Origin of the sequence: Bradyrhizobium sp. RP6 (assembly GCF_003837805.1) — a bacterium.
Lineage (GTDB): Bacteria > Pseudomonadota > Alphaproteobacteria > Rhizobiales > Xanthobacteraceae > Bradyrhizobium.
This window is the reverse complement of record NZ_RQIT01000001.1, coordinates 713,815-736,391: the sequence shown is the minus strand read 5'-3', so window position 1 is coordinate 736,391 and position 22,577 is coordinate 713,815. Positions and strand designations below refer to the sequence as shown.

The 22,577-nt window shown below is 65.4% G+C and carries 20 protein-coding genes; 13 read left to right on the top strand and 7 right to left on the bottom strand.

Going from position 1 to position 22,577, the window contains the following annotated elements; all coding sequences use genetic code 11:
• Positions 1–44: 44 nt before the first annotated feature.
• The 3 genes from EHH60_RS03900 to EHH60_RS03890 all read right to left on the bottom strand — a co-directional run bounded on the left by EHH60_RS03900 (position 45) and on the right by EHH60_RS03890 (position 2,554).
• Complete coding sequence (locus EHH60_RS03900; protein WP_124158138.1) at positions 45–1,253, bottom strand: MFS transporter; 1,209 nt, start codon at positions 1,251–1,253, stop codon at positions 45–47.
• Positions 1,253–2,101, bottom strand: coding sequence for a 3-deoxy-8-phosphooctulonate synthase (gene kdsA, locus EHH60_RS03895; RefSeq protein ID WP_124158137.1), 849 nt, complete (start codon positions 2,099–2,101; stop codon positions 1,253–1,255). Before kdsA ends, EHH60_RS03900 begins: the two co-directional genes overlap by 1 nt.
• Positions 2,102–2,227: 126 nt before the next feature.
• On the bottom strand, positions 2,228–2,554 hold the full coding sequence (locus EHH60_RS03890; RefSeq protein WP_124158136.1) for an NIPSNAP family protein: 327 nt from the start codon (positions 2,552–2,554) through the stop codon (positions 2,228–2,230).
• A 188-nt stretch (positions 2,555–2,742) separates the two neighbouring features.
• Here EHH60_RS03890 and EHH60_RS03885 point away from each other — a divergent pair, with 188 nt between their 5' ends.
• The 3 genes from EHH60_RS03885 to EHH60_RS03875 all read left to right on the top strand — a co-directional run bounded on the left by EHH60_RS03885 (position 2,743) and on the right by EHH60_RS03875 (position 5,558).
• Positions 2,743–3,417, top strand: coding sequence for a response regulator (locus EHH60_RS03885; RefSeq protein ID WP_124158135.1), 675 nt, complete (start codon positions 2,743–2,745; stop codon positions 3,415–3,417).
• Positions 3,414–4,790, top strand: coding sequence for a sensor histidine kinase (locus EHH60_RS03880; protein ID WP_124158134.1), 1,377 nt, complete (start codon positions 3,414–3,416; stop codon positions 4,788–4,790). Before EHH60_RS03885 ends, EHH60_RS03880 begins: the two co-directional genes overlap by 4 nt.
• 111 nt (positions 4,791–4,901) lie before the next feature.
• The gene (locus EHH60_RS03875) at positions 4,902–5,558 is read left to right on the top strand and encodes a class I SAM-dependent methyltransferase (protein WP_199751276.1); all 657 of its coding nucleotides are present in this window, start codon (positions 4,902–4,904) and stop codon (positions 5,556–5,558) included.
• A 4-nt stretch (positions 5,559–5,562) separates the two neighbouring features.
• Here the strand turns inward: EHH60_RS03875 and pyrG are convergent, their stop codons facing one another.
• The 3 genes from pyrG to tpiA all read right to left on the bottom strand — a co-directional run bounded on the left by pyrG (position 5,563) and on the right by tpiA (position 8,635).
• Entirely contained in the window at positions 5,563–7,194 is a 1,632-nt protein-coding gene (gene pyrG / locus EHH60_RS03870) for a CTP synthase (RefSeq protein WP_124158132.1), read from the bottom strand.
• Between the two features lie 166 nt (positions 7,195–7,360).
• The gene (gene secG / locus EHH60_RS03865; protein WP_124158131.1) at positions 7,361–7,744 is read right to left on the bottom strand and encodes a preprotein translocase subunit SecG; all 384 of its coding nucleotides are present in this window, start codon (positions 7,742–7,744) and stop codon (positions 7,361–7,363) included.
• 135 nt (positions 7,745–7,879) lie between these two features.
• Positions 7,880–8,635, bottom strand: coding sequence for a triose-phosphate isomerase (gene tpiA / locus EHH60_RS03860; RefSeq protein ID WP_124158130.1), 756 nt, complete (start codon positions 8,633–8,635; stop codon positions 7,880–7,882).
• A 222-nt stretch (positions 8,636–8,857) separates the two neighbouring features.
• Between tpiA and EHH60_RS03855 the strand changes: the two genes are divergently transcribed.
• From EHH60_RS03855 to EHH60_RS03835, 5 genes are all read left to right on the top strand, one after another.
• A complete protein-coding gene (locus tag EHH60_RS03855; RefSeq protein WP_124158129.1) occupies positions 8,858–10,756 on the top strand; it encodes a peptidylprolyl isomerase in 1,899 nt (632 codons plus the stop codon).
• A gap of 14 nt (positions 10,757–10,770) precedes the next feature.
• Positions 10,771–11,784 (top strand): anthranilate phosphoribosyltransferase, encoded by a 1,014-nt coding sequence (gene trpD, locus EHH60_RS03850; protein ID WP_124158128.1) that lies wholly within the window; start codon positions 10,771–10,773, stop codon positions 11,782–11,784.
• Between the two features lie 7 nt (positions 11,785–11,791).
• Entirely contained in the window at positions 11,792–12,601 is an 810-nt protein-coding gene (gene trpC, locus EHH60_RS03845) for an indole-3-glycerol phosphate synthase TrpC (RefSeq protein WP_124158127.1), read from the top strand.
• A 1-nt stretch (position 12,602) separates the two neighbouring features.
• Complete coding sequence (gene moaC, locus EHH60_RS03840) at positions 12,603–13,151, top strand: cyclic pyranopterin monophosphate synthase MoaC (protein ID WP_124158126.1); 549 nt, start codon at positions 12,603–12,605, stop codon at positions 13,149–13,151.
• Positions 13,152–13,328: 177 nt separating this feature from the next.
• Positions 13,329–16,061: a bifunctional diguanylate cyclase/phosphodiesterase gene (locus EHH60_RS03835; RefSeq protein ID WP_124158125.1), complete on the top strand. Its 2,733-nt coding sequence runs from the start codon at positions 13,329–13,331 to the stop codon at positions 16,059–16,061.
• Positions 16,062–16,167: 106 nt separating this feature from the next.
• On the opposite strand, the gene EHH60_RS03830 is transcribed toward EHH60_RS03835, so the two are convergent.
• On the bottom strand, positions 16,168–17,505 hold the full coding sequence (locus tag EHH60_RS03830; RefSeq protein WP_124158124.1) for a S41 family peptidase: 1,338 nt from the start codon (positions 17,503–17,505) through the stop codon (positions 16,168–16,170).
• Between the two features lie 303 nt (positions 17,506–17,808).
• On the opposite strand from EHH60_RS03830, the gene EHH60_RS03825 reads away from it, so the two are divergent.
• The 5 genes from EHH60_RS03825 to lexA all read left to right on the top strand — a co-directional run bounded on the left by EHH60_RS03825 (position 17,809) and on the right by lexA (position 22,269).
• A complete protein-coding gene (locus tag EHH60_RS03825) occupies positions 17,809–18,942 on the top strand; it encodes an alpha-hydroxy acid oxidase (RefSeq protein WP_124158123.1) in 1,134 nt (377 codons plus the stop codon).
• Positions 18,943–18,971: 29 nt separating this feature from the next.
• Positions 18,972–19,595 (top strand): HAD-IA family hydrolase, encoded by a 624-nt coding sequence (locus tag EHH60_RS03820; protein WP_124158122.1) that lies wholly within the window; start codon positions 18,972–18,974, stop codon positions 19,593–19,595.
• A 169-nt stretch (positions 19,596–19,764) separates the two neighbouring features.
• On the top strand, positions 19,765–19,971 hold the full coding sequence (locus EHH60_RS03815; RefSeq protein WP_124158121.1) for a hypothetical protein: 207 nt from the start codon (positions 19,765–19,767) through the stop codon (positions 19,969–19,971).
• Between the two features lie 208 nt (positions 19,972–20,179).
• Complete coding sequence (locus tag EHH60_RS03810) at positions 20,180–21,391, top strand: molybdopterin molybdotransferase MoeA (protein ID WP_124158120.1); 1,212 nt, start codon at positions 20,180–20,182, stop codon at positions 21,389–21,391.
• 176 nt (positions 21,392–21,567) lie between these two features.
• Complete coding sequence (gene lexA / locus EHH60_RS03805; RefSeq protein ID WP_028177622.1) at positions 21,568–22,269, top strand: transcriptional repressor LexA; 702 nt, start codon at positions 21,568–21,570, stop codon at positions 22,267–22,269.
• The last annotated feature ends 308 nt before the right edge of the window (positions 22,270–22,577 follow it).

Here is a 22,577-nt window from a genome sequence, read left to right as displayed (position 1 = left end):
CCGAGCCCCGCGATCAAACCGGACATGCATCGTGTCGCCGTCCGTCAGGCCAGTGCGTCGGACGGTGCCCGCTGCCTGAGCAGGCGGGCGCAGACCAGGCCCAGCACCACCATGATTGCGGCGCTCACAAGCAGCGTCGGAACCTTGCCGCCATGCTGGAGACCGAGGCCATAGGCGATTGGGCCCACGGTCTGGCCCATGAAGAAGAAGAATGAATGCAGCGACATCGCCGTTGCCCGCGCCCCGATCGACAGTTCGCTGGCGAACACCTGAAGACAGCCATGGGCAATATAGAACCCCCAGCCCATGACGACGAGGTTCAGCGCCTGAACCTCCCAGCGCGGACCGAAGGCCACGGCGACGAGTTGCGAGGCCACCAGCGTCATGCCCGCGATCATCATGCCCTTCACGCCGAGCCAAGGCAGCAGGCGCGACACCGTCAGCGTATAGAACAGGCCACCGACAGCAAAGCCGGCGATAACGATGCCGGCGATCGACAGCGAAGTCTGGCCGAGCTCGAACAGGAACGAAGCGATGTAGGGAAACAGCCCGAGCACGCAGCAGCCTTCGATGAACACCGCAGAGTAGCAGACATAGGCGTTCGGGTTGGTGAAGATGGTGCGGTAGCCGGCCTTCAGCGCCGACAGGCTCGTCTTCGGCGGATGCTTGACCTTGGCGCCATGGAAGCCGGCGGCAACGGCGATCGAGGCGACGATTACGAGCGCGCCGAGCACCGCCAGGACACCACGCCAGCCAAGGAAATCGCCGATCAGGCCGGAAGCCGAGGCGCCGAGCAGATTGCCGGTCATGGCGCCGGCGAGCGTGCGGCTGATCGCGACCTGGCGTTTGTCGGGACCGACGAGATCGCTGGTGAGGCTCAGCGCCACGGGAAACACGCCGCCGGAGCCGATGCCGGCGAGGATACGGGTCGCGAACAAGACCGAGAACGAGGACGATAGCGCGCCCAGGATGTTGGCAAGGCCGAGCAGCGCGAGGCAGCCGATCATCAGCCGCGTCTTGCCGAACAGGTCGGCGGCGGCGCCGATAATCGGCTGGATGATCGAGAAGGTGAAAGCGAACACCGCGGCGAAGCCCGCAGCGGTGGCGATGCTGACGCCAAAATCCTCGGCGACGTGCGGCAGCACCGGATCGAGCGCGCGTGCCGAGAGTGCAGCGGCGAAGCTCGCCCCTGATATGACGTAGAGCGCCGTCGGCAAGCCATGATCGGGCGGCCGCGCCTCGCCTTCCTGCATCAGTGCGGATTCTTTGCGAGCGCGTCGAATGCCATCAGTCTGGCGATCAGCGATTCGAACTCGCGCAGGGGGACCATGTTGGGTCCGTCCGAGGGCGCGTGGTCGGGATCAGGATGGGTCTCGATGAAGACGCCGGCAACGCCGACCGCAACGGCCGCGCGTGCGAGCACCGGCACGAATTCGCGCTCGCCGCCCGAGGAGGTCCCCTTCCCGCCCGGCTGCTGCACCGAATGGGTGGCGTCGAAGATGACGGGCGCGCCGGTGGTGCGCGCCAGGATCGGCAGCGCGCGCATGTCGGAGACGAGCGTGTTGTAGCCGAAGGACACGCCGCGCTCGGTGACGAGCACGTTGGGATTGTCGGCGCCGGTGATCTTGCTCACGACATTGGCCATGTCCCAGGGCGCCAGGAACTGGCCCTTCTTGACGTTGACGACCTTGCCTGTCGCGGCGGCTGCCAGAAGGAGATCGGTCTGGCGGCACAGGAACGCGGGGATCTGCAAGATGTCCACGCTCTGCGCCACCTCGGCACATTGCGTGGCCTCGTGCACGTCGGTCAGCACCGGCAGGCCGAGCGAGGATCGGATCTCAGCGAAGATCGGCAGCGACTGAGCGAGGCCAAGCCCGCGCGCCGCCGACGCGCTGGTGCGGTTGGCCTTGTCGAAGGAGGTCTTGTAGACGAGGCCGATGTTCAGCCGCGCGGCGATCTCCTTCAGCGCGGACGCGACCTCCAACGCATGCTGGCGACTTTCGAGCTGGCAGGGTCCAGCAATGATCGAGATCGGCAAATCATTGCCGAACTTGACCGTGCCAATGGTGACGACCGGCGCCGCTGACGTCGAAGAGCTCAAGACAAATCCCTCGTTTCGGCGCGACCATAGCCGCCACGAAGGTCGGATCAACCCTATTCGGTCCGGGCGGCCCGAATATCAGGGTTGCGCCGGGGCCGCCGGCGCCGCCCTTGCATCGGCAGGTTCCTACTTCACGACCGAGAAGGCAGTCGGCGTCAGGAGCTGGCTGACGATATTGCCGACGATCTGGCCGTCGGCTTCACTCTCGGCGCGCGCTTTCATCCAGTCCGGGTCGGTCATGAACGCGCCCCACTTCTTCTCGCGCTCGGCGAGCGACTCCCAGGCCAGGAAATAGGTCAGCTCCTGGTTGGATTCTCCGATCAGCGTGGTGAAGAACCCGGCTTGGCGGATGCCATGCTTCTCCCACAGCTTCAGCGTGACGGTCTCGAACCGCCTCAACAGCGCCGGCAGGCGGCCGGGCACGCAGCGATAGACGCGCATTTCGTAGATCATTCATGTTCCTCCCTGAACAGGTCCGGCGGTTATAGCGGCTGGCCCCGACGGTGTCTTGAGCGCGGCCCGGCCGCCCCTGTGGCGTTCTGCGCATGGCTTTGAGCTTCCGGCGCCGCACAGACTCCCGCAATGCTGCCGCAATGATCGGGCCGCTAGAAAGGCTGAGTTAAGGTTCAGGTGCCTGTTACATGCGGATTTTGCTCGTCGAGGATGAAGCGGAGATGGCCTGCGCGCTGGCCTCGGCGCTGAAGCGCTACGACATGGTGGTGGACCATGCCCCGACGCTCGCCGAGGCGGAGGAGGCCATTTCCGCCGACGTCCATGCCGCCGTCCTGCTCGACCGCCAGCTTCCCGACGGCGATGGCCTTGCCCTCATCCCAAAGCTCCGCGCGCGCGCCGACGGCGTACCGATCATCGTCCTGACTGCGCGCGGGGAGCTCGCCGACCGCATCGCCGGGCTCGACGGCGGCGCCGACGACTATCTGGCAAAACCGTTTGCAGTCGAGGAGCTGCTGGCCCGGCTCCGCGCAGTGCTGCGGCGGCCCGCCGGCCTCTCCCCCGAAATCATTCGCGCGGGCCGCCTCGCCTTCGACATCGGCCATCGCGAGGCCAGCATCGACGGCCAGCCGTTCGAGCTGCCGCGCCGCGAGCTCCTGGTGCTGGAAGCCCTGGTTCGTCGCATGGGCCGAACCGTGCTGCGCTCGGCGCTGGAAGAGGCGGTCTACAATTTCGACGACGAGATCCAGTCGAACGCGCTCGACACGCATGTATCGAGGCTGCGGCGAAAGCTCGCGGAAGCCGATGCGGGTATCGAGATCCACGGCATTCGCGGCGTTGGTTATCTGCTCAAGAAGTTGCCATGAGCAAACACGACGATCCCTATTGCCTGCGCTCGCGGCTGAGCTGGCGCCTGCTCTCGCTTCAGGCCGCGATCCTGGTCGCGCTGGTTGCGATCGTCCTCGCCGCGCTTTGCGCCTCCGGTTTCGTGCTGGCCGAGAGGGACGAGGACCGCGTCATCGATGTCGTCCAGCGCGCGCTCACGCGCGAGGCGCAAGGCGAACTGGCCTTGCGGCCGACGGCCGATCTGCAGCAATTGCGCAATGAGACGCCGGACCTCTGGTTCCTGGTGCGCGATCGGCAGGGTCGCGTCCTCAGCGAAGGCTCCGTGCCGGCCGAATTCACCGCGATCGGCGGCGGTCTCGACCAGATCAGCCAGGCGCGGCTCGGCTGGCAGTTGTTCGAGGACGATCCGCGCAAGCCGGCGGCGCGGCTGAAGCGGGTCGATACCGACGCCGGCAACGTGCAGGTCATCACCGCAACGCAGGGACGTCTCACCGGCGCCAAGGCGCTGTTCATGACTTCACTCGCGTTTCTCGGCATTGCCCTGCCCGGCCTGCTGCTGATGGGAACGGCGACGTTCATCGCAACGCCGATGATGGTGCGGAGCGCGTTCAGGGGGCTCGATTCCGCAGCGGACGAGGCACGGCGCATCGATATTCATCAGCGCGGCGCGCGGCTCCCGGTGGATCGGATTCCGCTGGAGGTGCTGCCGCTCGTGACCGCGATCAACGACGCGCTGGCGCGGCTCGACGAGGGCTATGCCCGCCACAAGCGCTTCGTCGCGGACGCCGCACACGAGCTGCGCACGCCCATCGCAATCCTGAACACGCGCCTGGAGTCACTTGCCCCTGGGCCGGACAAGAATCGCCTGCTGCAGGATGCCGCTCGGCTGACGACCCTTGCCGAGCAATTGCTCGATATCCAGCGGCTCGACCGCTGCGGCCAGCCTTTCACGCGCGTCAATCTCGCCGCCGTTGCGCAAAGCGTCGCCGCCGACCTTGCGCCGCTGGCGATTGCCGCCGGCTACGAGCTGGCGCTTGATGCGCCGGCGACACCGGTCGAAACGACCGGCGATGCGGCGGCCCTGGAGCGCGCACTGACCAATCTCGTGCAGAATGCGATCCAACACGGTCCTCGCCGCGGCGCGATCGGGATTCGCGTCAGCAGGCCCGCGACTATCGAGGTTACCGATGAAGGCCCCGGAATTCCTGCCGATCAGCGCGAACAGATCTTCGAGCCGTTCTATCGGCTGACGCCGCTCGATCGCGGCGCCGGCCTCGGCCTCAACATGGTGCGCGAGATCGTGCAGCTGCATGGCGGCCAGGTCTCCGTAGCGGACGGGCCGGAGGGCGGAGCCTGTTTTCGGATGACGCTGCCGCCGGTCCGACAGAGTTGATTCAATCCGCATTCGCCGCTGAAGCGCAATGCAGTCGCAATGCACCTCCGCAACATTGCATCCGTCTCACCTCTGATCTTTCGAGGTGCAAACCAAGATGCCGGAGTGCGCATGCCCAACGATTTCCTTTCCTTCTTCCTGTCCTGGATGTCGTCCCCGCGTCGGGTCGGGGCAGTCGCGCCGTCGGGTGCGGCGCTCGCCGAGCTCATCACGCGCGAGATCAGCGCATCGACCGGGCCGATTCTCGAGCTCGGGCCCGGCACCGGCGCGTTCACCTACAAGCTGCTCAAACGCGGCGTCCGGCCGCAGGATCTCACGCTGATCGAATGCGGCTCCGACTTCATGAAGCTCCTGCAAGTGCGCTTTCCCGGGGCGCGCGTGCTGTGGATGGACGCAGGCCGGCTTACGACCGAGCCCCTCTATGACGGCGCCCCCGTCGGCGCGGTCGTGAGCGGGCTGCCGCTGCTCAACATGTCCAGGCGCAAGGTCATCTCGATCCTCAGCGGTGCGTTCAGTTATCTCCGTCCCGGTGGCGCCTTCTACCAGTTCACCTACGGCATGAGCTGCCCGGTGCCGCGGCCCGTGCTCGACCGGCTGGGCCTGCGCGCAAAGCTCGTGGATCGCGCCTTGCTGAACGTGCCACCGGCCTCCGTCTACAGGCTGACGCGGCGACCTCAGATGAAGTTGATCACGGGATCGTTTGCGCCTCAACCATCAGCGCGGGTCGCGCCGGCGCATCACGCGCGCGACCACGCCGCCACGCGCTGAGCCACTAGACGAGCCGGCTCTGCTTCGCCGCCGCCTCGATGAACGAGGCGAACAGCGGATGCGGCTCGAACGGCCGCGACTTCAGCTCGGGATGGAACTGAACGCCGATGAACCAGGGATGATCCTCGTATTCGACGATTTCGGGCAGCACGCCGTCGGGCGAAAGTCCTGAGAATTTCAAGCCGTGCTGCTCGAGGCGATCCTTGTAGGCGGTGTTGACCTCGTAGCGATGGCGGTGGCGCTCGGAGATCTCGGTGGCGCCGCCATAGACCTCAGAGACGCGGCTGCCGCGGTTGAGCGCGGCGGGATAAGCGCCAAGGCGCATCGTGCCGCCGAGATCGCCGGCCTGCGAGCGCTTCTCGAGCTCGTTGCCGCGCAGCCATTCCGTCATCAGGCCGACCAGCGGCTCCTTGGTCGGGCCGAACTCGGTGGAATTGGCGTCCTCAATACCGACGAGGTTTCGCGCCGCCTCGATCACCGCCATCTGCATGCCGAAGCAGATGCCGAAATAGGGAACGTCGCGCTCGCGCGCGAACTGCGCCGCCTTGATCTTTCCTTCCGCGCCGCGCTGGCCGAAACCGCCGGGCACCAGGATGCCGTTGACGTGCTCGAGGAACGGCGCCGGATCTTCCTTCTCGAAGATCTCGCTCTCGATCCAGTCGAGATTGACCTTCACCTTGTTGGCGATGCCGCCATGCGAGAGCGCCTCGATCAGCGACTTATACGCATCCTTCATGCCGGTGTACTTGCCGACGATGGCGATGGTGACGTTGCCTTCGGGGTTGCGGATGCGCTCGTTGATCTCTTGCCAGCTGCGCAGCTCCGGCGGAATACGCGAGGCAATGCCGAACGCGGCGAGCACTTCGTCGTCGAGACCCGCATTGTGATAGGCCTCGGGCACGGCATAGATGTTGTCGACGTCGCGCGCCTCGATCACGGCGCTTTCGCGCACGTTGCAGAACAGCCCGAGCTTGCGCCGCTCTTCCTTCGGGATCTCGCGGTCGGTGCGGCAGAGCAGGATGTCCGGCTGGATGCCGATCGAGCGCAGCTCCTTCACCGAGTGCTGCGTCGGCTTGGTCTTCAGCTCGCCGGCGCTCGGGATATAGGGCAGCAGCGTGAGGTGGATATAGACCGCGTGATCGCGCGGCAGCTCGTTCTTGAGCTGGCGGATCGCCTCGAAGAACGGCAGCCCCTCGATGTCGCCGACGGTGCCGCCGATCTCGACCAGCACGAAGTCGTAATCGTCATTGCCGTCGAGGACGAATTCCTTGATCGCGTTGGTGACGTGCGGAACCACCTGGATGGTCGCGCCGAGATAGTCGCCCCGGCGCTCCTTGGAGATGATGTCCTGGTAGATGCGCCCCGTGGTGATGTTGTCGGCCTTGGTCGCCGGCCTGCCGGTGAAGCGCTCGTAGTGACCGAGATCGAGATCGGTCTCCGCGCCGTCATCGGTCACGAACACTTCGCCGTGCTGGTACGGCGACATCGTTCCGGGATCGAGGTTGAGATAGGGGTCGAGCTTGCGGAGGCGGACCTTGTAGCCCCGAGCCTGCAACAGGGCACCGAGTGCCGCCGAAGCCAGACCCTTGCCGAGCGAGGAAACCACGCCGCCGGTGATGAATATGTACCGCGCCATGGGACTTAACCTCTAATCCCCAAAATTCGATTCGCCAAAGCGATTCGTATTCCGCCCCAAAGATTTTGCGGGCCTATGGGTGAGCCAGAACTAAGAGTGGTGACAGTGTCTTGATGGGGATTGTTGATGCAGGACGGTAGCAGCCGGCCTGCATGGCCCCCCTGCTTTATTGCGAGCGCGGTACCTGCGGACCTGATGGCGCCTGGTTTTGCTGCTGCTCGTCGGCCTTCTTCAGCGAGTCCAGGATGCCGCCCGAAGTCGGCGGCGCGATGGGCGATCCGCCGGCCGGCTGGGTCTGCGACGGCTGGCCGATGATCGATGACGGCTTGCGGTCGTAGCCGGCGTACCAGGACAGGAACAGGCTGGTGAGGAAGAAGCCGACGGCCAGGATCGCGGTGGTACGAGTCAGAAGATTCGCAGTGCCGCGGCTCGACATGAAGCCGGCGCCTCCGCCCATGCCGAGCCCGCCGCCTTCCGACTTCTGGAGCAGGACGGTGCCGATCATGACGGCAACGATCATGAGGTGGATGACGATGACAACGGTCTGCATAGTATCCTTCACAAGCGGACGGCGCCTGACGGCGGCCGATCGCGCTTCGCGGGTTTTCCTGAAGTTGCGCGGTGTTACACGATCGGGAGGGGTATTGCCACCCCCGATCAGATCCTAACCAACGGTTTGGGTTAGCTAGAGGCAGCCCTTGGCAATAGCAAGGAAATCGGCCGCTTTCAGGCTGGCGCCGCCGACCAGCGCGCCGTCGACGTTTTTCACGGCCATCAGCTCGGCCGCGTTCGAGGGCTTGACCGAGCCGCCGTAGAGGATGCGCATTCTGGCACCTTCGTCTTTGAACCGGGAGAGCAGGAGTTCCCGGATAAAGCCATGAATCTGCTCAACATCCTTGGCTGTCGGCGTCAGCCCGGTACCGATCGCCCAGACCGGCTCGTAGGCCACGACCAGATTGGCTGCAGTGGAGCCGTCTGGCAGTGAGCCGTCGAGCTGGCCACGCAGGACGTCCAGGGTTTGGCCGGCGTCGCGCTGGGCCTGCGTCTCGCCGATGCAGACGATCGCCGTCGCCCCGGCGCGCCAGGCGGCCTCGGCCTTCTGCCGGATCAGCGCGTCGCCCTCGCCGTGGTCGGCGCGGCGCTCGGAATGGCCGACGATGATGGCGGCTGCCCCCGCATCCACCAGCATTTCGGCGGCGACATCGCCGGTATGGGCACCGGAGGCCTTGGGATGGCAGTCCTGGGCCCCTACGGCAACCTTCTTGCCACGCGCCTTCTCGGCGAACGCCGCAATCAGTGTCGCCGGCGGGCAGACCAGCAGGTCGGCCTTGCCGGCCACATCTGCCGCGCCGTTGAGCATGGCGTCGAATTCGGCAGCCTGGGCCTTCAGGCCGTTCATCTTCCAATTGCCGGCGATCAGCGGTCGGATGGCGTCGGTCATGTCAAATTCCAGCGATATGAGGTTTGTTCATGCGCTAGCAGAGGTGCTCCTGCAGTTCCAGAGACCAGGGGCTTTTAACCGCAGCTTCTCGCCGTCGCATGAGGCGAGGTTGCGGGGGGAAAGCCACCACTTTATGATGATTGATCAATTTGGTGACGCGCTTTTGCGGAATCTGCATTAAGACGCGCTCCGTTCCCCTCCTGACCAAACAAGTTGGACCAAATGCTTCGAGGAATGCGCAAGGCCTCATCAAACTGGCTCGGCAAGACCATAATGGCCGTGGTGATGGGCGTGTTGATCGTCAGTTTCGGCATTTGGGGCATCGCCGACATCTTCAAGGGCTTTGGACAGTCCACGGTGGCCAAGGTCGGCAGCACCGAGATTTCGCTCAACGAGTTCCGCCAGATCTACACCGACCGCCTGCAGCAGATCAGCCGCCAGTTCGGCCGTCCGTTGACGCCCGACCAGGCCCGCGCCTTCGGCCTCGATCGCCAGGTGCTCCAGCAGACCATCGCCGAAGCCGCCCTCGACGAAGAGGCGCGCCGGCTCGGGCTCGGCCAGACCGACGACCAGATCCGCCAGGTCATCATGAACGATCCCAACTTCAAGGGCGTCGGCGGCAATTTCGATGCGAACCGCTTCCAGGCCGTGATCCGCAATTTCGGCTATACCGAGCAGCGCTATGTCGCCGAGCAGCGCAAGGTGTCGCTGCGCCGCCAGATCACCGGCACGATCGGCGCTGGCATCGAGCCGCCGAAGACCATGATCGACGTGCTGACGCGCTACCAGAACGAGCAGCGCGCCATTGAATTCGTCAAGCTCGACGCAGCTCAGGCCGGCCAGATCGACGCGCCCTCTCCCGAAGCCCTCGCCACCTATTTCGAGGATCACAAGGTCCAGTTCCGCGCGCCCGAATACCGCAAGATCGCCTTCGTCGTGGTCTCGCCGGAAGAGATCGGCAAGTGGACCGAGGTCTCCGACGAGGACGCCAAGAAGGTGTTCGAGCAGCGCAAGGACCGGCTCGGCACTCCGGAGAAGCGCCAGATCCACCAGATCGTATTCCCGAATGCCGCCGAGGCGCAGGCCGCGCGCGAGCGGCTCGCCGGCGGGCTGTCGTTCGAGGATCTCGGCAAGGAGCGCGGGCTGAGTGCCTCCGACGTCGACCTTGGCCTCGTGACCAAGTCTTCGCTCGATCCCGCGGTCGGCGACGCCGCCTTCGCACTTCCCGTCGGTGAGATCAGCCAGCCGATCCAGGGCGCTCTCGGCACCTCCATCGTCAGGGTCGACAAGATCGAGCCGGGCAAAGAGGCGGACTACGGCAGCCTTGCCGGCGACATCAAGCGCGAGATCGCGACCGAGCGTGCGCGCGTCAAGGTCGCCGATCTCCGCGACAAGATGGAAGACGAGCGCGGCGGCGGCTCCAGCGTGATCGACGCGGCGCAGAAGCTCGGCCTCACCGCCGTGACCATCGACGCCGTCGACCGGTCCGGCCGCGCCCCGAACGGCCAGCCGGTCGCCAATATCCCGCAGGGCCTCGACGTGGTGTCGCAGGCCTTCAACACCGATGTCGGCGTCGACACCGACGCAATCTCGTTCAAGGGCGGCTATGTCTGGTACGACGTGCTAGCCATCACGCCCTCGCGCGACCGCAATCTCGACGAGGTCCGCGACCAGGTCGAGGCGCGCTGGCGCCAGGACCAGATCGCGGCCAAGCTGAAGGCCAAGGCGACCGAGATGGTGCAGAAGCTCGAAGCAGGCGGCAAGCTCGCCGACGAGGCCGCCGCCGTCGGCGCCAAGGTGGAGACCGCAGCCGGCTTCAAGCGCGACGACTCGCCCGCCGGCGTGCCTGCCACCGTCGTGTCGACCGCCTTCCGCACCGCCAAGGACGGCGTCGGACAGACAGCCGTGAGCGGCGGCAGCGAGGTCATCGTCTTCCGCGTCACCGACATCGTGGATCCCGCGGTCGACTTCGCCTCCGACGCGGTCAAGCAGCTGAAGGAGAGCCTCGACCGGGCCCAGACCGAGGAGCAGGTCGCCTCCTACGTCAACAAGCTTGAAACCGACATCGGGACCACCATTAATCAGGCCGCCTTCGCGCAGGTGACCGGCGCGAACCAGTGAGTTGAAAGCACGCGATGGACGACCTGAAATCGATCATTGGAAAAGTGGCGACCGGCGCCAGCCTGTCGCGTGATGAAGCCGCTTCCGCCTTCGACGCCATGATGTCGGGCGAGGCGACGCCCTCGCAGATGGGCGGACTGTTGATGGCGCTGCGCGTGCGCGGTGAGACCGTGGACGAGATCACTGGCGCCGTTTCCGCGATGCGCTCGAAGATGCTGACCGTGACCGCGCCGCCCGACGCCGTGGACATCGTCGGCACCGGCGGCGACGGCTCCGGCTCGGTCAACGTCTCGACCTGCGCGTCCTTCATCGTCTCGGGCGCCGGTGTGCCGGTCGCCAAGCACGGCAACCGCGCACTGTCGTCGCGCTCGGGCGCCGCCGACGTGCTGGCCTCGCTCGGGGTGAAGATCGACCTGAAGCCGGAGCAGGTCGGGCGCTGCGTGCGCGAATGCGGCATCGGCTTCATGTTCGCCCCCGCCCACCATCCCGCCATGAAGAACGTCGGCCCGACCCGAGTCGAGCTTGCCACGCGCACGATCTTCAACCTGCTCGGCCCCCTGTCCAACCCGGCCGGCGTGAAGCGGCAGATGGTCGGCGTGTTCTCGAGGCAATGGGTCCAGCCGCTCGCGCAGGTGCTGAAGAACCTCGGCTCGGAATCCGCATGGGTCGTGCACGGCTCCGACGGCCTCGACGAGATCACCCTCACCGGCCCGACCTTCGTCTCCGCGCTCCACAATGGCGAGATCCGGAATTTCGAGGTGACGCCCGAGGAGGCCGGACTGTCGCTTTGCGAGGCCGGTGCGCTCCGGGGCGGCGACGCCGACGCCAATGCGATCGCGCTGCAAAGCGTGCTCGACGGCAAGCCGAGTCCCTATCGTGACGTGGCGCTGATCAACGCCGCCGCCGCGCTGGTCGTGGCCGGCCGCGCCAAGGACCTCAAGGAAGGCGTCGCGATCGGCGCCCGCTCTATCGACAGCGGCGCGGCCAACGCGAAGCTGAAGCACCTGGTCACGGTCTCCAACAGCTGAATTGCGCATGTCCGACATTCTGACCAAGATCGAAACCTATAAGCGCGAGGAGATCGCGGCGGCAAAGCGGGCGCAGCCGTTGTCGGCGGTGGAGGCGCAAGCCAAGGCCGCTTCCGCGCCCCGTGGTTTCCTGCGTGCGATCAAGAGCAAGCTTGCCAATGGCGACTACGCGCTGATCGCCGAGATCAAGAAGGCCTCGCCCTCCAAGGGTCTCATCCGCGCCGATTTCGACCCGCCGGCCCTCGCAAAAGCCTATGAGGCGGGCGGTGCGGCCTGTCTGTCGGTGCTGACGGACACGCCCTCGTTCCAGGGTCATCTCGACTTCCTGGTGGCGGCGCGCGCGGCAGTGTCGCGGCCGGTGCTGCGCAAGGATTTCATGTTCGACACGTATCAGGTGATCGAGGCGCGCGCGCACGGCGCCGACTGCATCCTGATCATCATGGCGGCGCTCGATGATGCCGCCGCGAGGGATATCGAAGACGCTGCCATCGCCTACGGCATGGACGTGCTGATCGAGATCCATGACCGCGCCGAGCTCGAACGGGCGCTGAAGCTGCGGTCGCCGATGATCGGTGTCAACAACCGCAACCTGCGCACCTTCGAGACGACGCTTGCGACCAGCGACGCGCTGGCGCCGCTGATCCCTCGGGACCGGCTGATGGTCGGCGAGAGCGGCATCTTCACGCCAGAAGATCTCGCCCGGCTCGAGCGCGCCGGCATATCGACGTTCCTCGTCGGCGAAAGCCTGATGCGACAGGCCGACGTCACTGCGGCGACGCGCGCGCTGCTCGCGCGCAACACGACAGGCGCGCGCTGATATGGCGCGCAAGCCAGCCAAGACCAAGCCAGCCAAGACGAAGCCGGCCAAGACGAAGCCGGCCAAATCCAAGACCGGCTCCGCCCTCACCCATATCGGAGCTTCCGGCGAGGCGCGGATGGTCGACGTCTCGGACAAGCCCGCGACCGAGCGGCTTGCTGTCGCGGAAGGCCGCGTCATCATGACCAAAGCGACGCTCGACCTGATCGTGTCCGGCAACGCCAAGAAGGGCGACGTGCTCGGCACCGCGCGCATCGCCGGCATCATGGCCGCCAAGCGCACATCGGAGCTGATCCCGCTCTGCCATCCGCTCGCGCTGTCGAAGGTGACGGTCGACATCGAGCCTGACGCGAACTTGCCGGGCTGCCTCGTTCGGGCCAGCGTGAAGGTGACGGGCCCGACCGGCGTCGAGATGGAGGCCCTCACGGCGGTCTCGGTCACCTGCCTCACCATCTACGACATGATCAAGGCGGTCGAGCGCGGCGTGCGCATCGAAGGCATCCACCTGATCGAGAAGCTCGGCGGCAAGTCCGGCCACTACCGCGCCTGACACGCGCTTGATTCGGCGAACCGCCTCTCGCGCGGCGCGCTTCGATTGCATTTGTGCGCCGCCCTTCATGTTGCGTTAACCGCGCTTCCTAACTTTGCCTCCACACCGTTCCCGTAAACCAACGGGTGTTTCCAGGGCCAAGCATTGATCCTGAGGTGTGCCCGGCAATGATCCAGCATGATGACGAAATTCGGCAGTCGCCTCTTTGAACAGGCATTCGTGCGCGGCGGACCGGTCCGCTGGCTGGTGATGGGCGGCACGCTGCTGATCGTGGCCATCGCCATCGGCTCGGTCCTGATGGCGCAGAACTTCCGTGAGCGGGCGCTGCGCAACTCCGGCCGCGAGCTGGAAAATACCGTCCTGCTGCTCGCGCATCATTTCGATCAGCAATTGCAGGATTTCGCGGTCATCCAGAAGGATTTCGTCGACCATGTCCGCACCGCCGGAATCACGACCGGCAGGGAATACCGCAAGCACCTCTCAGGCGAGGATGTCCACCGGATGCTGCGATCGAAGATCGAGGCGCTGCCCTACATGGGCGGCGTCAACATCATCGATGCCGAAGGCAATCTGATCAACTCGTCGACGGCATGGCCGGCTCCAAAGGTGAACGTTGCCGATCGCGCCTACTTCCGCACCTTCAAATACGATCCCTATTCACCTGACGTCCTGATCGAGCCGCTGCACAGCCGCATCTCCGGCGCATGGACCATTCTGGTGGCCCGGAGGATCGTCGCACCAAGCGGCGAGTTCCTCGGTGTCGTCGGACGCGGGATCGAGCCCGCCAACTTCGAGAAATTCTTCGCCTCCGTCGTGCTCGGCGAAGGCGCGACGATCTCGATGCTGCATCGCGACGGCACGCTGCTCGCCCGTTACCCCCATTCCAGCGAATTGATGGGACGTAATTTCAAGATCGGCTCGTTCGCCAATCAGAGGGTGTTCGGGCTCGATCATTTCGCCGGCCGCTTCAACAGCCCCGTCGACGGCGAGGACCGGCTGATCTCCTCCCGTGCCCTGCCCCACTTCCCGATCCTGATGATGGCCACCACGACGCGCGCGGCGGCTCTGGCGGACTGGCGCGAGCAGATCGGCATTCTGATCTCGATCGCCGTCTCTTCCGCGCTCGCCATCGCAGGCGTGCTGATAGCGATCGTGCGCAAGCTGCTGGAGCAGCACCGCCTTTCCCGGGAACGGCTGACTCTGGAGAAGCAGCGGCTCGACCGCGCCGTCAACAACATGACGCAGGGCCTCTTGCTGTTCGACGCCGAGCAGCGCCTCGTGGTCTGCAACCAGCGCTACATCGAGATGTACGGATTGTCGGCCGAGGTCGTGAAGCCCGGCTCCAGCTTCCACGACATCATCACCCACCGCAAGGCAACCGGCTCGTTCACCGGCGACGTCGACGCTTACGTCGGGCTCGTGCTGAAGGACATCCATGTGCGCAATTCCATGGTGGTCGATACCTCCGACGGGCGCTCGATCCACATCCTCAACGAACCGCTCGCGGATGGCGGCTGGGTCGCGACCCATGAGGACATCACGGAGCGCCGTCGCATCGAGGAGCGCATCACCCACCTCGCCCATTACGATGCGCTGACGGATCTGCCCAACCGCACCATGTTCCACGACCATCTGCGCGAAGCGCTGGCAGCGGTCCGCGACGGCAAACAGATCGCGGTGCATTACATCGACATCGACGAGTTCAAGGGCGTCAACGACGCGCTCGGCCATCTCGTCGGCGACGAGCTGCTGAAGTCGGTAGCGGCGAGCCTCCAGCGCTGTGCAGGCCCGGCGGACTTCGTGGCGCGACTTGGCGGCGACGAATTCGCCATCGTACAGAGCGCGGTGACGTCGCCGGACCAGGTCAATAAGCTCGTCGCGCGGGTCTTCGAAGCCATCCGCACGCCGTTCGATTGCATGGGCCATCATCTCACCACCGATGCCAGCATCGGCATCGCGCTCGCACCGGAACACGGCACGGTGCTGGACCAGATCCTCAAGAACGCGGACATGGCGATGTACGCGGCGAAATCCGCCGGACGCCGCACCTACCGCTTCTTCGAGCCGGAGATGGACGCCAGGGTCCGCGAGCGTCGCCAGCTCGAGAGCGACCTGCGCCACGCCATCGCCCAAGGCGGTTTCGAAGGAGGGCTCGAGGTCTATTACCAGCCTTGCCTTAGCCTGAAGGACGACCGCATCACCGGCTGCGAGGCATTGGTGCGCTGGCGCCATCCCGAGCGCGGCATGGTCTCGCCGGCCGAGTTCATCCCGATCGCCGAAGACACCGGCCTCATCAACGAGATCGGCGAATGGGTGCTGGCCACCGCCTGCCGGGACGCAGCCGCCTGGCCCGACGACATCCGCCTCGCGGTCAACGTCTCGCCGGTGCAGTTCAAGAGCGGCACGCTGGCGCTGAAGATCATGGCGGCGCTCGCCGCGTCGAACCTGCCGGCGAGCCGGCTCGAGCTCGAGATCACCGAGGCGGTCCTGATCCGCGACGACGATGCCGCGCTTGCGATCCTGCACCAGCTCCGCGCCATCGGCGTGCGCATCGCGCTCGACGATTTCGGCACCGGCTACTCATCCCTGAGCTATCTGCACCGTTTCCCCTTCGACAAGATCAAGATCGACCGCTGTTTCGTCGACGACATCGCCCGCCCCGACGGCTCCGCCAGCATCGTTCAGGCCGTCGTCAATCTGGCGGCCTCCCGCCGCATGACCACCACGGCCGAGGGCGTCGAGACCGAGGAGCAGCAGCGCCTGCTTCGCGCGCTCGGCTGTTCCGAGATGCAGGGTTATCTGTTCAGTGCCGCCAGGCCGGCCGACAAGATGCCGGAGCTGTTTGCACTGCATCGCAGCCGGCTCGCCCGGCGCGAAGGCAACGAGAGGCGTCGCCGCGAGGCCGGTTAGGGCTTCCGCCGCGATGGAGGGGATGACTCCGAGGGCGTTCCTAAAAAACATTCACCCGGGAGCGGTCATCCACCCCCGGGCGATTCATACCTGGAGATCGTAAGGTCTAGTTCGGAACCGCAGCCTTCGACGCGGGCTTCGAGGCGACGGCATTCGCGGTCACGCCGTGGAGGAAATCGTAGGCCGCATGCAGGGCCTTGTCGTCCTTCTCTTCCGGCGGGACATAGGACTGCGATCCGGTCTGCTCGGTGCCGTCGGAAGCCGACAGATGGCCGCGCATCTGGGATTCCGCCATGGTGTCCATCCGGCCCTTCAGCTCGGGCGGCACGTCCTGGAGGATCTCGATGTCGGGCGCGATGCCCTGAGCCTGGATCGAGCGGCCCGACGGCGTGTAGTAGCGCGCCGTGGTCAGCGCCAGCGCGCCGTTGCCGGAGCCGAGCGGAATGATGGTCTGCACCGAGCCCTTGCCGAACGAGCGCGTGCCGATCAGCGTCGCCCGCTTGTGGTCGTGCAGCGCGCCGGCCACGATTTCCGAGGCCGAGGCCGATCCGCCATTGATCAGGACCACGAGCGGTTTGCCCTTGGTGAGGTCGCCGCCATGCGCGGTGAAACGCTGAGTCTCGTCCGGATTGCGGCCGCGTGTCGAGACGACCTCGCCGCGCTGCAGGAAGGCGCTCGACACCGACACGGCCTGATCGAGCAGTCCGCCCGGATTGTTGCGCAGATCCATCACGTAACCTGCGAGCTTCTCCGCCGGGACCTGCTTGGAGATCGACGCGATCGCCTTCTTCAGGCCGTCGGTGGTCTGCTCGTTGAAGGAGGTGACGCGGATATAGCCGATGTCGCCGTTCTCGATGTGGAAGCGCACCGGACGCACATGGATGATTTCGCGCGTGATCGAAACGTCGAGCGGCGCATCGGCGCCCTTGCGCACGATGGTAAGCTTGGTCTTGGTATCGACGGGACCCTTCATCTTGTTGACGGCCTGTTCGAGCGTCATCCCCTGCACGGCCTCGCCGTCGATCTTGCTGATGAGGTCGCCCGACATGATGCCGGCCTTCGAGGCCGGCGTGTCGTCGATCGGCGAGACCACCTTGACGAGGCCATCCTCCATGGTGACCTCGATGCCGAGCCCGCCGAACTCGCCGGAGGTGGTCTCCTGCATCTCGGTCCAGGCCTTGGCGTTCATGTAGCGCGAGTGCGGATCGAGTGAGGTCACCATGCCGGTGATCGCGCCCTCGATCAGCTTGGCGTTGTCGGGCTTCTCGACATAGCTGGCCTTGACCCGCTCGAACACCGCGCCGAACAAATTGAGCTGGGAGTAGGCATCGTCCGCGGTCGCTGCTGCCCGTGCCGCCCATACGCCGCTGTGCGGGCCGGCTACCAGAAGGGTCAGACACGCTCCGGTGAGCGCGCCGAGGGGGAACAGCAGGGTTTTCCGCATGGATGAGGTAGCCTTTTGCTTGGCGGTTCTCTTGGGGTTGGGAGCGCCCTGGAAATGGCGATCCAGCCCACTTCTCACAATACCATTCCGGTTTCTTCAAGGCCGGGATGCCACGCTGGCGGGTATACGAAGAAATCCCTTCGCCTTGGCCTAAACTTTTGGCAACGTTCCGAAACTGTTTCGCGCGAAGCGCAAACCGGTCGGGCCGCCCACGCCTCGCAGCTATGCGATTTTAGGATGGTTTTGGAGGGCCGGACGCGATAGGCGATGACGATAAGAGTTCAAATTCTCGGGAGGACAACAATGAACGAAGCGCCCCGCATCCGGCCTGAAAGGAACGTCGAGCTCGGCGCCAGCAACGAGCCGTTCCAGAACCTGCACGAGTTCATCCGGAAAGCGCGCGCCAACCTGAACCAGAACGCCTGGGACTACATCGTCGGCGCGGCCGAGACCGAGACCACCATGCGCCGCAACCGGATGGCGCTGGACGAGATCGCCTTCCGCCCGCGCGTGCTGCGCGATGTCCGCAAGGTCGACGCAGGGGTCGATCAATTCGGCCGCAGGATGCGCCTGCCGGTGGTGCTCGCCCCGGTCGGCGCCCTCGAGATCTTCGATCCGGATGGGGCGGCAAGCGTGGCACGCGCCGCCGGTACTTTCGGTGCCGCGCACATGCTGAGCTCGGTCTCCGAGCCTGGCCTCGAGAAGACCGCCGAAGCCGCGCCCGATGCGCTGCGGCTCTATCAGCTCTATGTCCGCGGCGACGACGCCTTCGTCGCCGATGTCGTCAGCCGGGCCGAGAAGAACGCCTATGCCGCTTTCTGCCTGACCGTCGACACCGCCCATTACAGCCGTCGTGAGCGCGACATCGCCAAGCGCTACGTTCGCGAGAGCCGCCTGCGCGCCACCGGCGGCGATTTCCAGAAGGGCCTGGAGTGGCGGACCGTGAAGATGATCAAGGACAAGTTCAAAATACCGCTGATCCTCAAGGGCATTGCCACGGCAGAAGATGCGCTGATCGCGCTCGATCACGGCGTCGAGTGGATCTACGTCTCCAACCATGGCGGCCGCCAGCTCGACCACGGCCGCGGCGCCATGCACGTGCTGCCCGAGATTGTCGATGCCGTGAAGGGCCGCGCCAAGATCATGCTCGACGGCGGCTTCGGCCGCGGCACCGATATCGTCAAGGCGATCGCGGCGGGTGCAGACCTCGTCGGCATCGGCAGGCTGCAATGCTGGGCGCTGGCGGCTGCAGGCGAGGCCGGAGTCACACGGATGCTGGAGCTGCTGGAGGACGAGGTGCTGCGCTGCCTTGGCCTCCTGGGCGCCACCTCGTTCGCCGAGGTCGACAAATCCTGCCTGCATCCGGCGACCGCCACCAATGCGCCCAGCGTGTTCAGCGCGTTCCCGCTGTTCGACCACGAGCCCTATCGCTACTGACTTGCCGATACTGAAGTGAAAAGGACGCAATGACATCGCTCTTTCCCGGCAGCGCGGATGCGCTTCTGTTCGATCTCGGGCGCGTGGTGCTCGACATCGACTTCTCCAAGGCGATCGCCTGCTGGGCGGGACATGCCGGCTGTCAGCCCGAGGCCATCGTCGCGCGCTATGTGCGTGACGAGGCCTACCGGCTGCACGAGATGGGCAAGATCAGCGACGAGGACTATTTCGATTCGCTGCGTGCTTCACTCGGAATCGGCATTTCGGATGCGCAGTTCCTGGAAGGCTGGAACGCGATCTTCGCCGGCGAGATGCCAGATATCACCGAGCTGTTGCCGCGCGCGGCGAAGCAGATGCCGCTCTACGCCTTCTCCAACACCAATCGGCCGCATGTGGACTATTTCTCGAAGGAGTATGCCGGCGTGCTCGGCCATTTCCGCGAGCTGTATCTGTCGTCCAGCATCGGCCTGCGCAAACCGGATGCGGAGGCGTTCGACCACGTCGTCGCCGCGATCGGAGTGCCGGCCGGTCGTATCGTGTTCTTCGACGACCTCGCCGAGAACATCGAGGGCGCGCGGGCGCGAGGTTTGAACGCCGTGCACGTGACGTCGCCTGGCGACGTCGGGAACGCATTGAGGGCGCTTGGCATCTGACGACAACCGGGTGGCGCGAGAGGTCCGCCGAGCCCCTCGGTTCCGGAACTCAATTTGCTGAAGATGAGGAACCCAACGCCTCTGTGCATTTTTGTACGGAGTTCCGGGAACGGAATACCACCCTTCGGACTCATGAGTCGGTTGGGATTTCTACATCGGACGGATCGACGTGCTCGGCAAAACCTATCTCACCAAGCAAGCCTCTCTCCTGCTTGAATTCGCCAGAACCACCTCGGATTCTGATCTTTCCGCCAAGCTGATCAGCAAGGCGGCCGACCTGAAGTCCATGGCCGATCCGCTGCCCGACAAGGATCAGGATCCCAGAGCTCCCGACATCGCACTGGACGTCGGTCCAAGCGATCCGGCAGAACGTTGACCGATGTTGGCGGTGGCGCTCGTCATTCTCGTCCTCGCCATGGCTATCCTCGTACCGGTCTGTCTCGCCTTCCGGATCATGCCGCGGCGGACTTGAGCTCCCTGCTCCACGACGGAAATCGCGCCGGATAAATCATCCTGCGTGCTGCTTTGCCTCGCGCCTGCACTCGGCTAGAACTCTCGCCATCCATTTGCAGGAGTTTCCGCCCGTGGCCCTCATGCCCGTTTCTGACGCGCTTGCCGCGGTGCTGGCGGGTGCAGAGCCGCTGCCTGAAGAGATGGCTTCCCTCGATGAGGCCTACCATCGCGTGCTCGCCCGCGACGTCGCGGCGCGGCGCACGCAGCCGCCGCAGGCGATGTCGGCGATGGACGGCTATGCCGTGCGCGCCGCCGATGCGGCAACGGTCGACTCCAGGCTCGCGGTCGCCGGCGAGGTCGCGGCGGGTCGACCGTTCGCGGGAAGGGTTGGGCCCGGCGAAGCCGTGCGGATCTTCACCGGGGGCGTCGTTCCCGACGGCGCCGATGCGGTCGTGATCCAGGAGGACACCGTCGCGGAAGGCAAGCTCATCACGATCAAGGAAGCGGCGATTCCCGGTCGGCACATCCGCCCCGCCGGCATCGACTTCCGCGAGGGAGATGTGCTGCTCCGCAAGGGAAGCCGTCTCACGGAGCGCGATCTCGCGCTGGCCGCCGGGATGAACCACCCGCATCTTGCCGTCTGCCGCCGTCCAAGGGTCGCGATCCTCGCCACCGGCGACGAATTGGTGATGCCGGGCACCACGCCGGGTCACGGCCAGATCGTCTATTCCAACGGCTATGCCCTACACGCGCTCGCCCGCAGCGAGGGCGCCGAGACCATCGACCTCGGCGTTGCCGCCGATACCTTGGAGGCCACTTCCGCCGGCATCCGTCGCGCCCGGGAGAGCGGTGCCGACATCCTGATCACGACCGGTGGCGCGTCGGTCGGCGACCACGATCTGGTCCAGCAGGCGCTCAAGGACGAAGGCATCTCGATGGCCTTCTGGAAGATCGCGATTCGGCCCGGCAAGCCGATGATGCACGGACGACTCGGCGCAATGCGCGTGATCGGCCTGCCCGGCAATCCCGTATCCTCTTATGTGTGCGCCTTCCTGTTCATGGTGCCGCTGATTCGCGCCCTGTCGGGCCGATCAGTGATTCATCATCGCCGCGAGCTCGCCGTGCTGGGCCGCGATCTCGGTGCCAACGACCAGCGCGAGGATTATCTGCGTGCGCGCCTGGAACAGCGTGACGACGGTACGCTCGTCGCTCTTCCCGTGGGCCATCAGGACTCCTCTCTGCTTGCGAATCTGGCTGCAGCACAGGTACTTCTCGTGCGCGCACCGTTCGCGCCGAGGGCCGAGGCCGGCACGCCTTGCGAGGTGCTGCGCCTGCCCGCCTGAGCTGCACGGCCACACGCATCGCGCGAGCTTCGCTCTGTTCACCGTAAATTAAGCAGTTGCGGAACACATATCGAACATATAGTGTCCGTTCATGATTTGTTTCGAGGATGTAGCGGTTTATCGCCCGGCTTCCTCGTCTCGAATTGAACGACATCAACCGGGGGACTTTGGTCGAGATGTTGACGCGCAAACAATACGAGCTTCTGCGGTTCATCAGTGAACGTCTGAAGGAGAGCGGCGTGCCGCCGTCCTTCGACGAGATGAAGGATGCGCTCGATCTGCGCTCGAAGTCAGGCATCCATCGCCTGATCACTGCGCTCGAGGAGCGCGGCTTCATCCGCCGCCTGCCCAACCGCGCCCGTGCCATCGAGGTCATTAAGCTGCCCGAGCTGCAGGCCGCCGCCGGCAGCCGCCGCGGCTTCACGCCGAGCGTCATCGAGGGCAATCTCGGCAAGGTGCGCGCGACCTCCAGCCCGCCTGTGGACGAGGGCGAGCGTCCCGTCGCGGTGCCCGTGATGGGCCGCATCGCGGCCGGCACGCCGATCGAGGCGTTGCAGACGCGCAGTCACACCATCAGCGTGCCGCCTGACATGCTCGGCTCGGGCGAGCACTACGCACTCGAAGTGCGCGGCGATTCGATGGTCGAGGCCGGCATCCTCGACGGCGACATGGCGCTGATCCAGCGCAACGAGAGCGCCGACACCGGCGACATCGTGGTGGCGCTGATCGACGACGAGGAGGCCACGCTCAAGCGCTTCCGCCGCCGCGGCGCCTCAATCGCGCTCGAGCCCGCCAACGCCGCCTACGAAGTCCGCATTCTTCCGCCGAACCGCGTGAAGATTCAGGGCAAGCTGATCGGGCTGTACCGGAAGTACTGAGCGGTCCTGCGCTCGTTACACTGATTGGAGCGGGTCATTCTCCGCTCCGGCTGGATGGTCTTTCCGGTTCTGCTCAGACTATCCGGCCCCCTCCTCCGGCGCGACATCCTCGACACGCCGCGCGCAGCAGCATCGCTTCGCGGCCCGGGAGTTCGAGGAAACGTCATGCGCCAGCGCTGACCGCAACACCAGCGCGCCGCAAGCCGTTGCCACACAATCGCACCGCCAAATGCGAACGGAATTGGGCCAGCGAGCCGCAAGTGCGAAATGCAATCGCACAGCCTCTGCAATCGAGCCGGCAATTCACG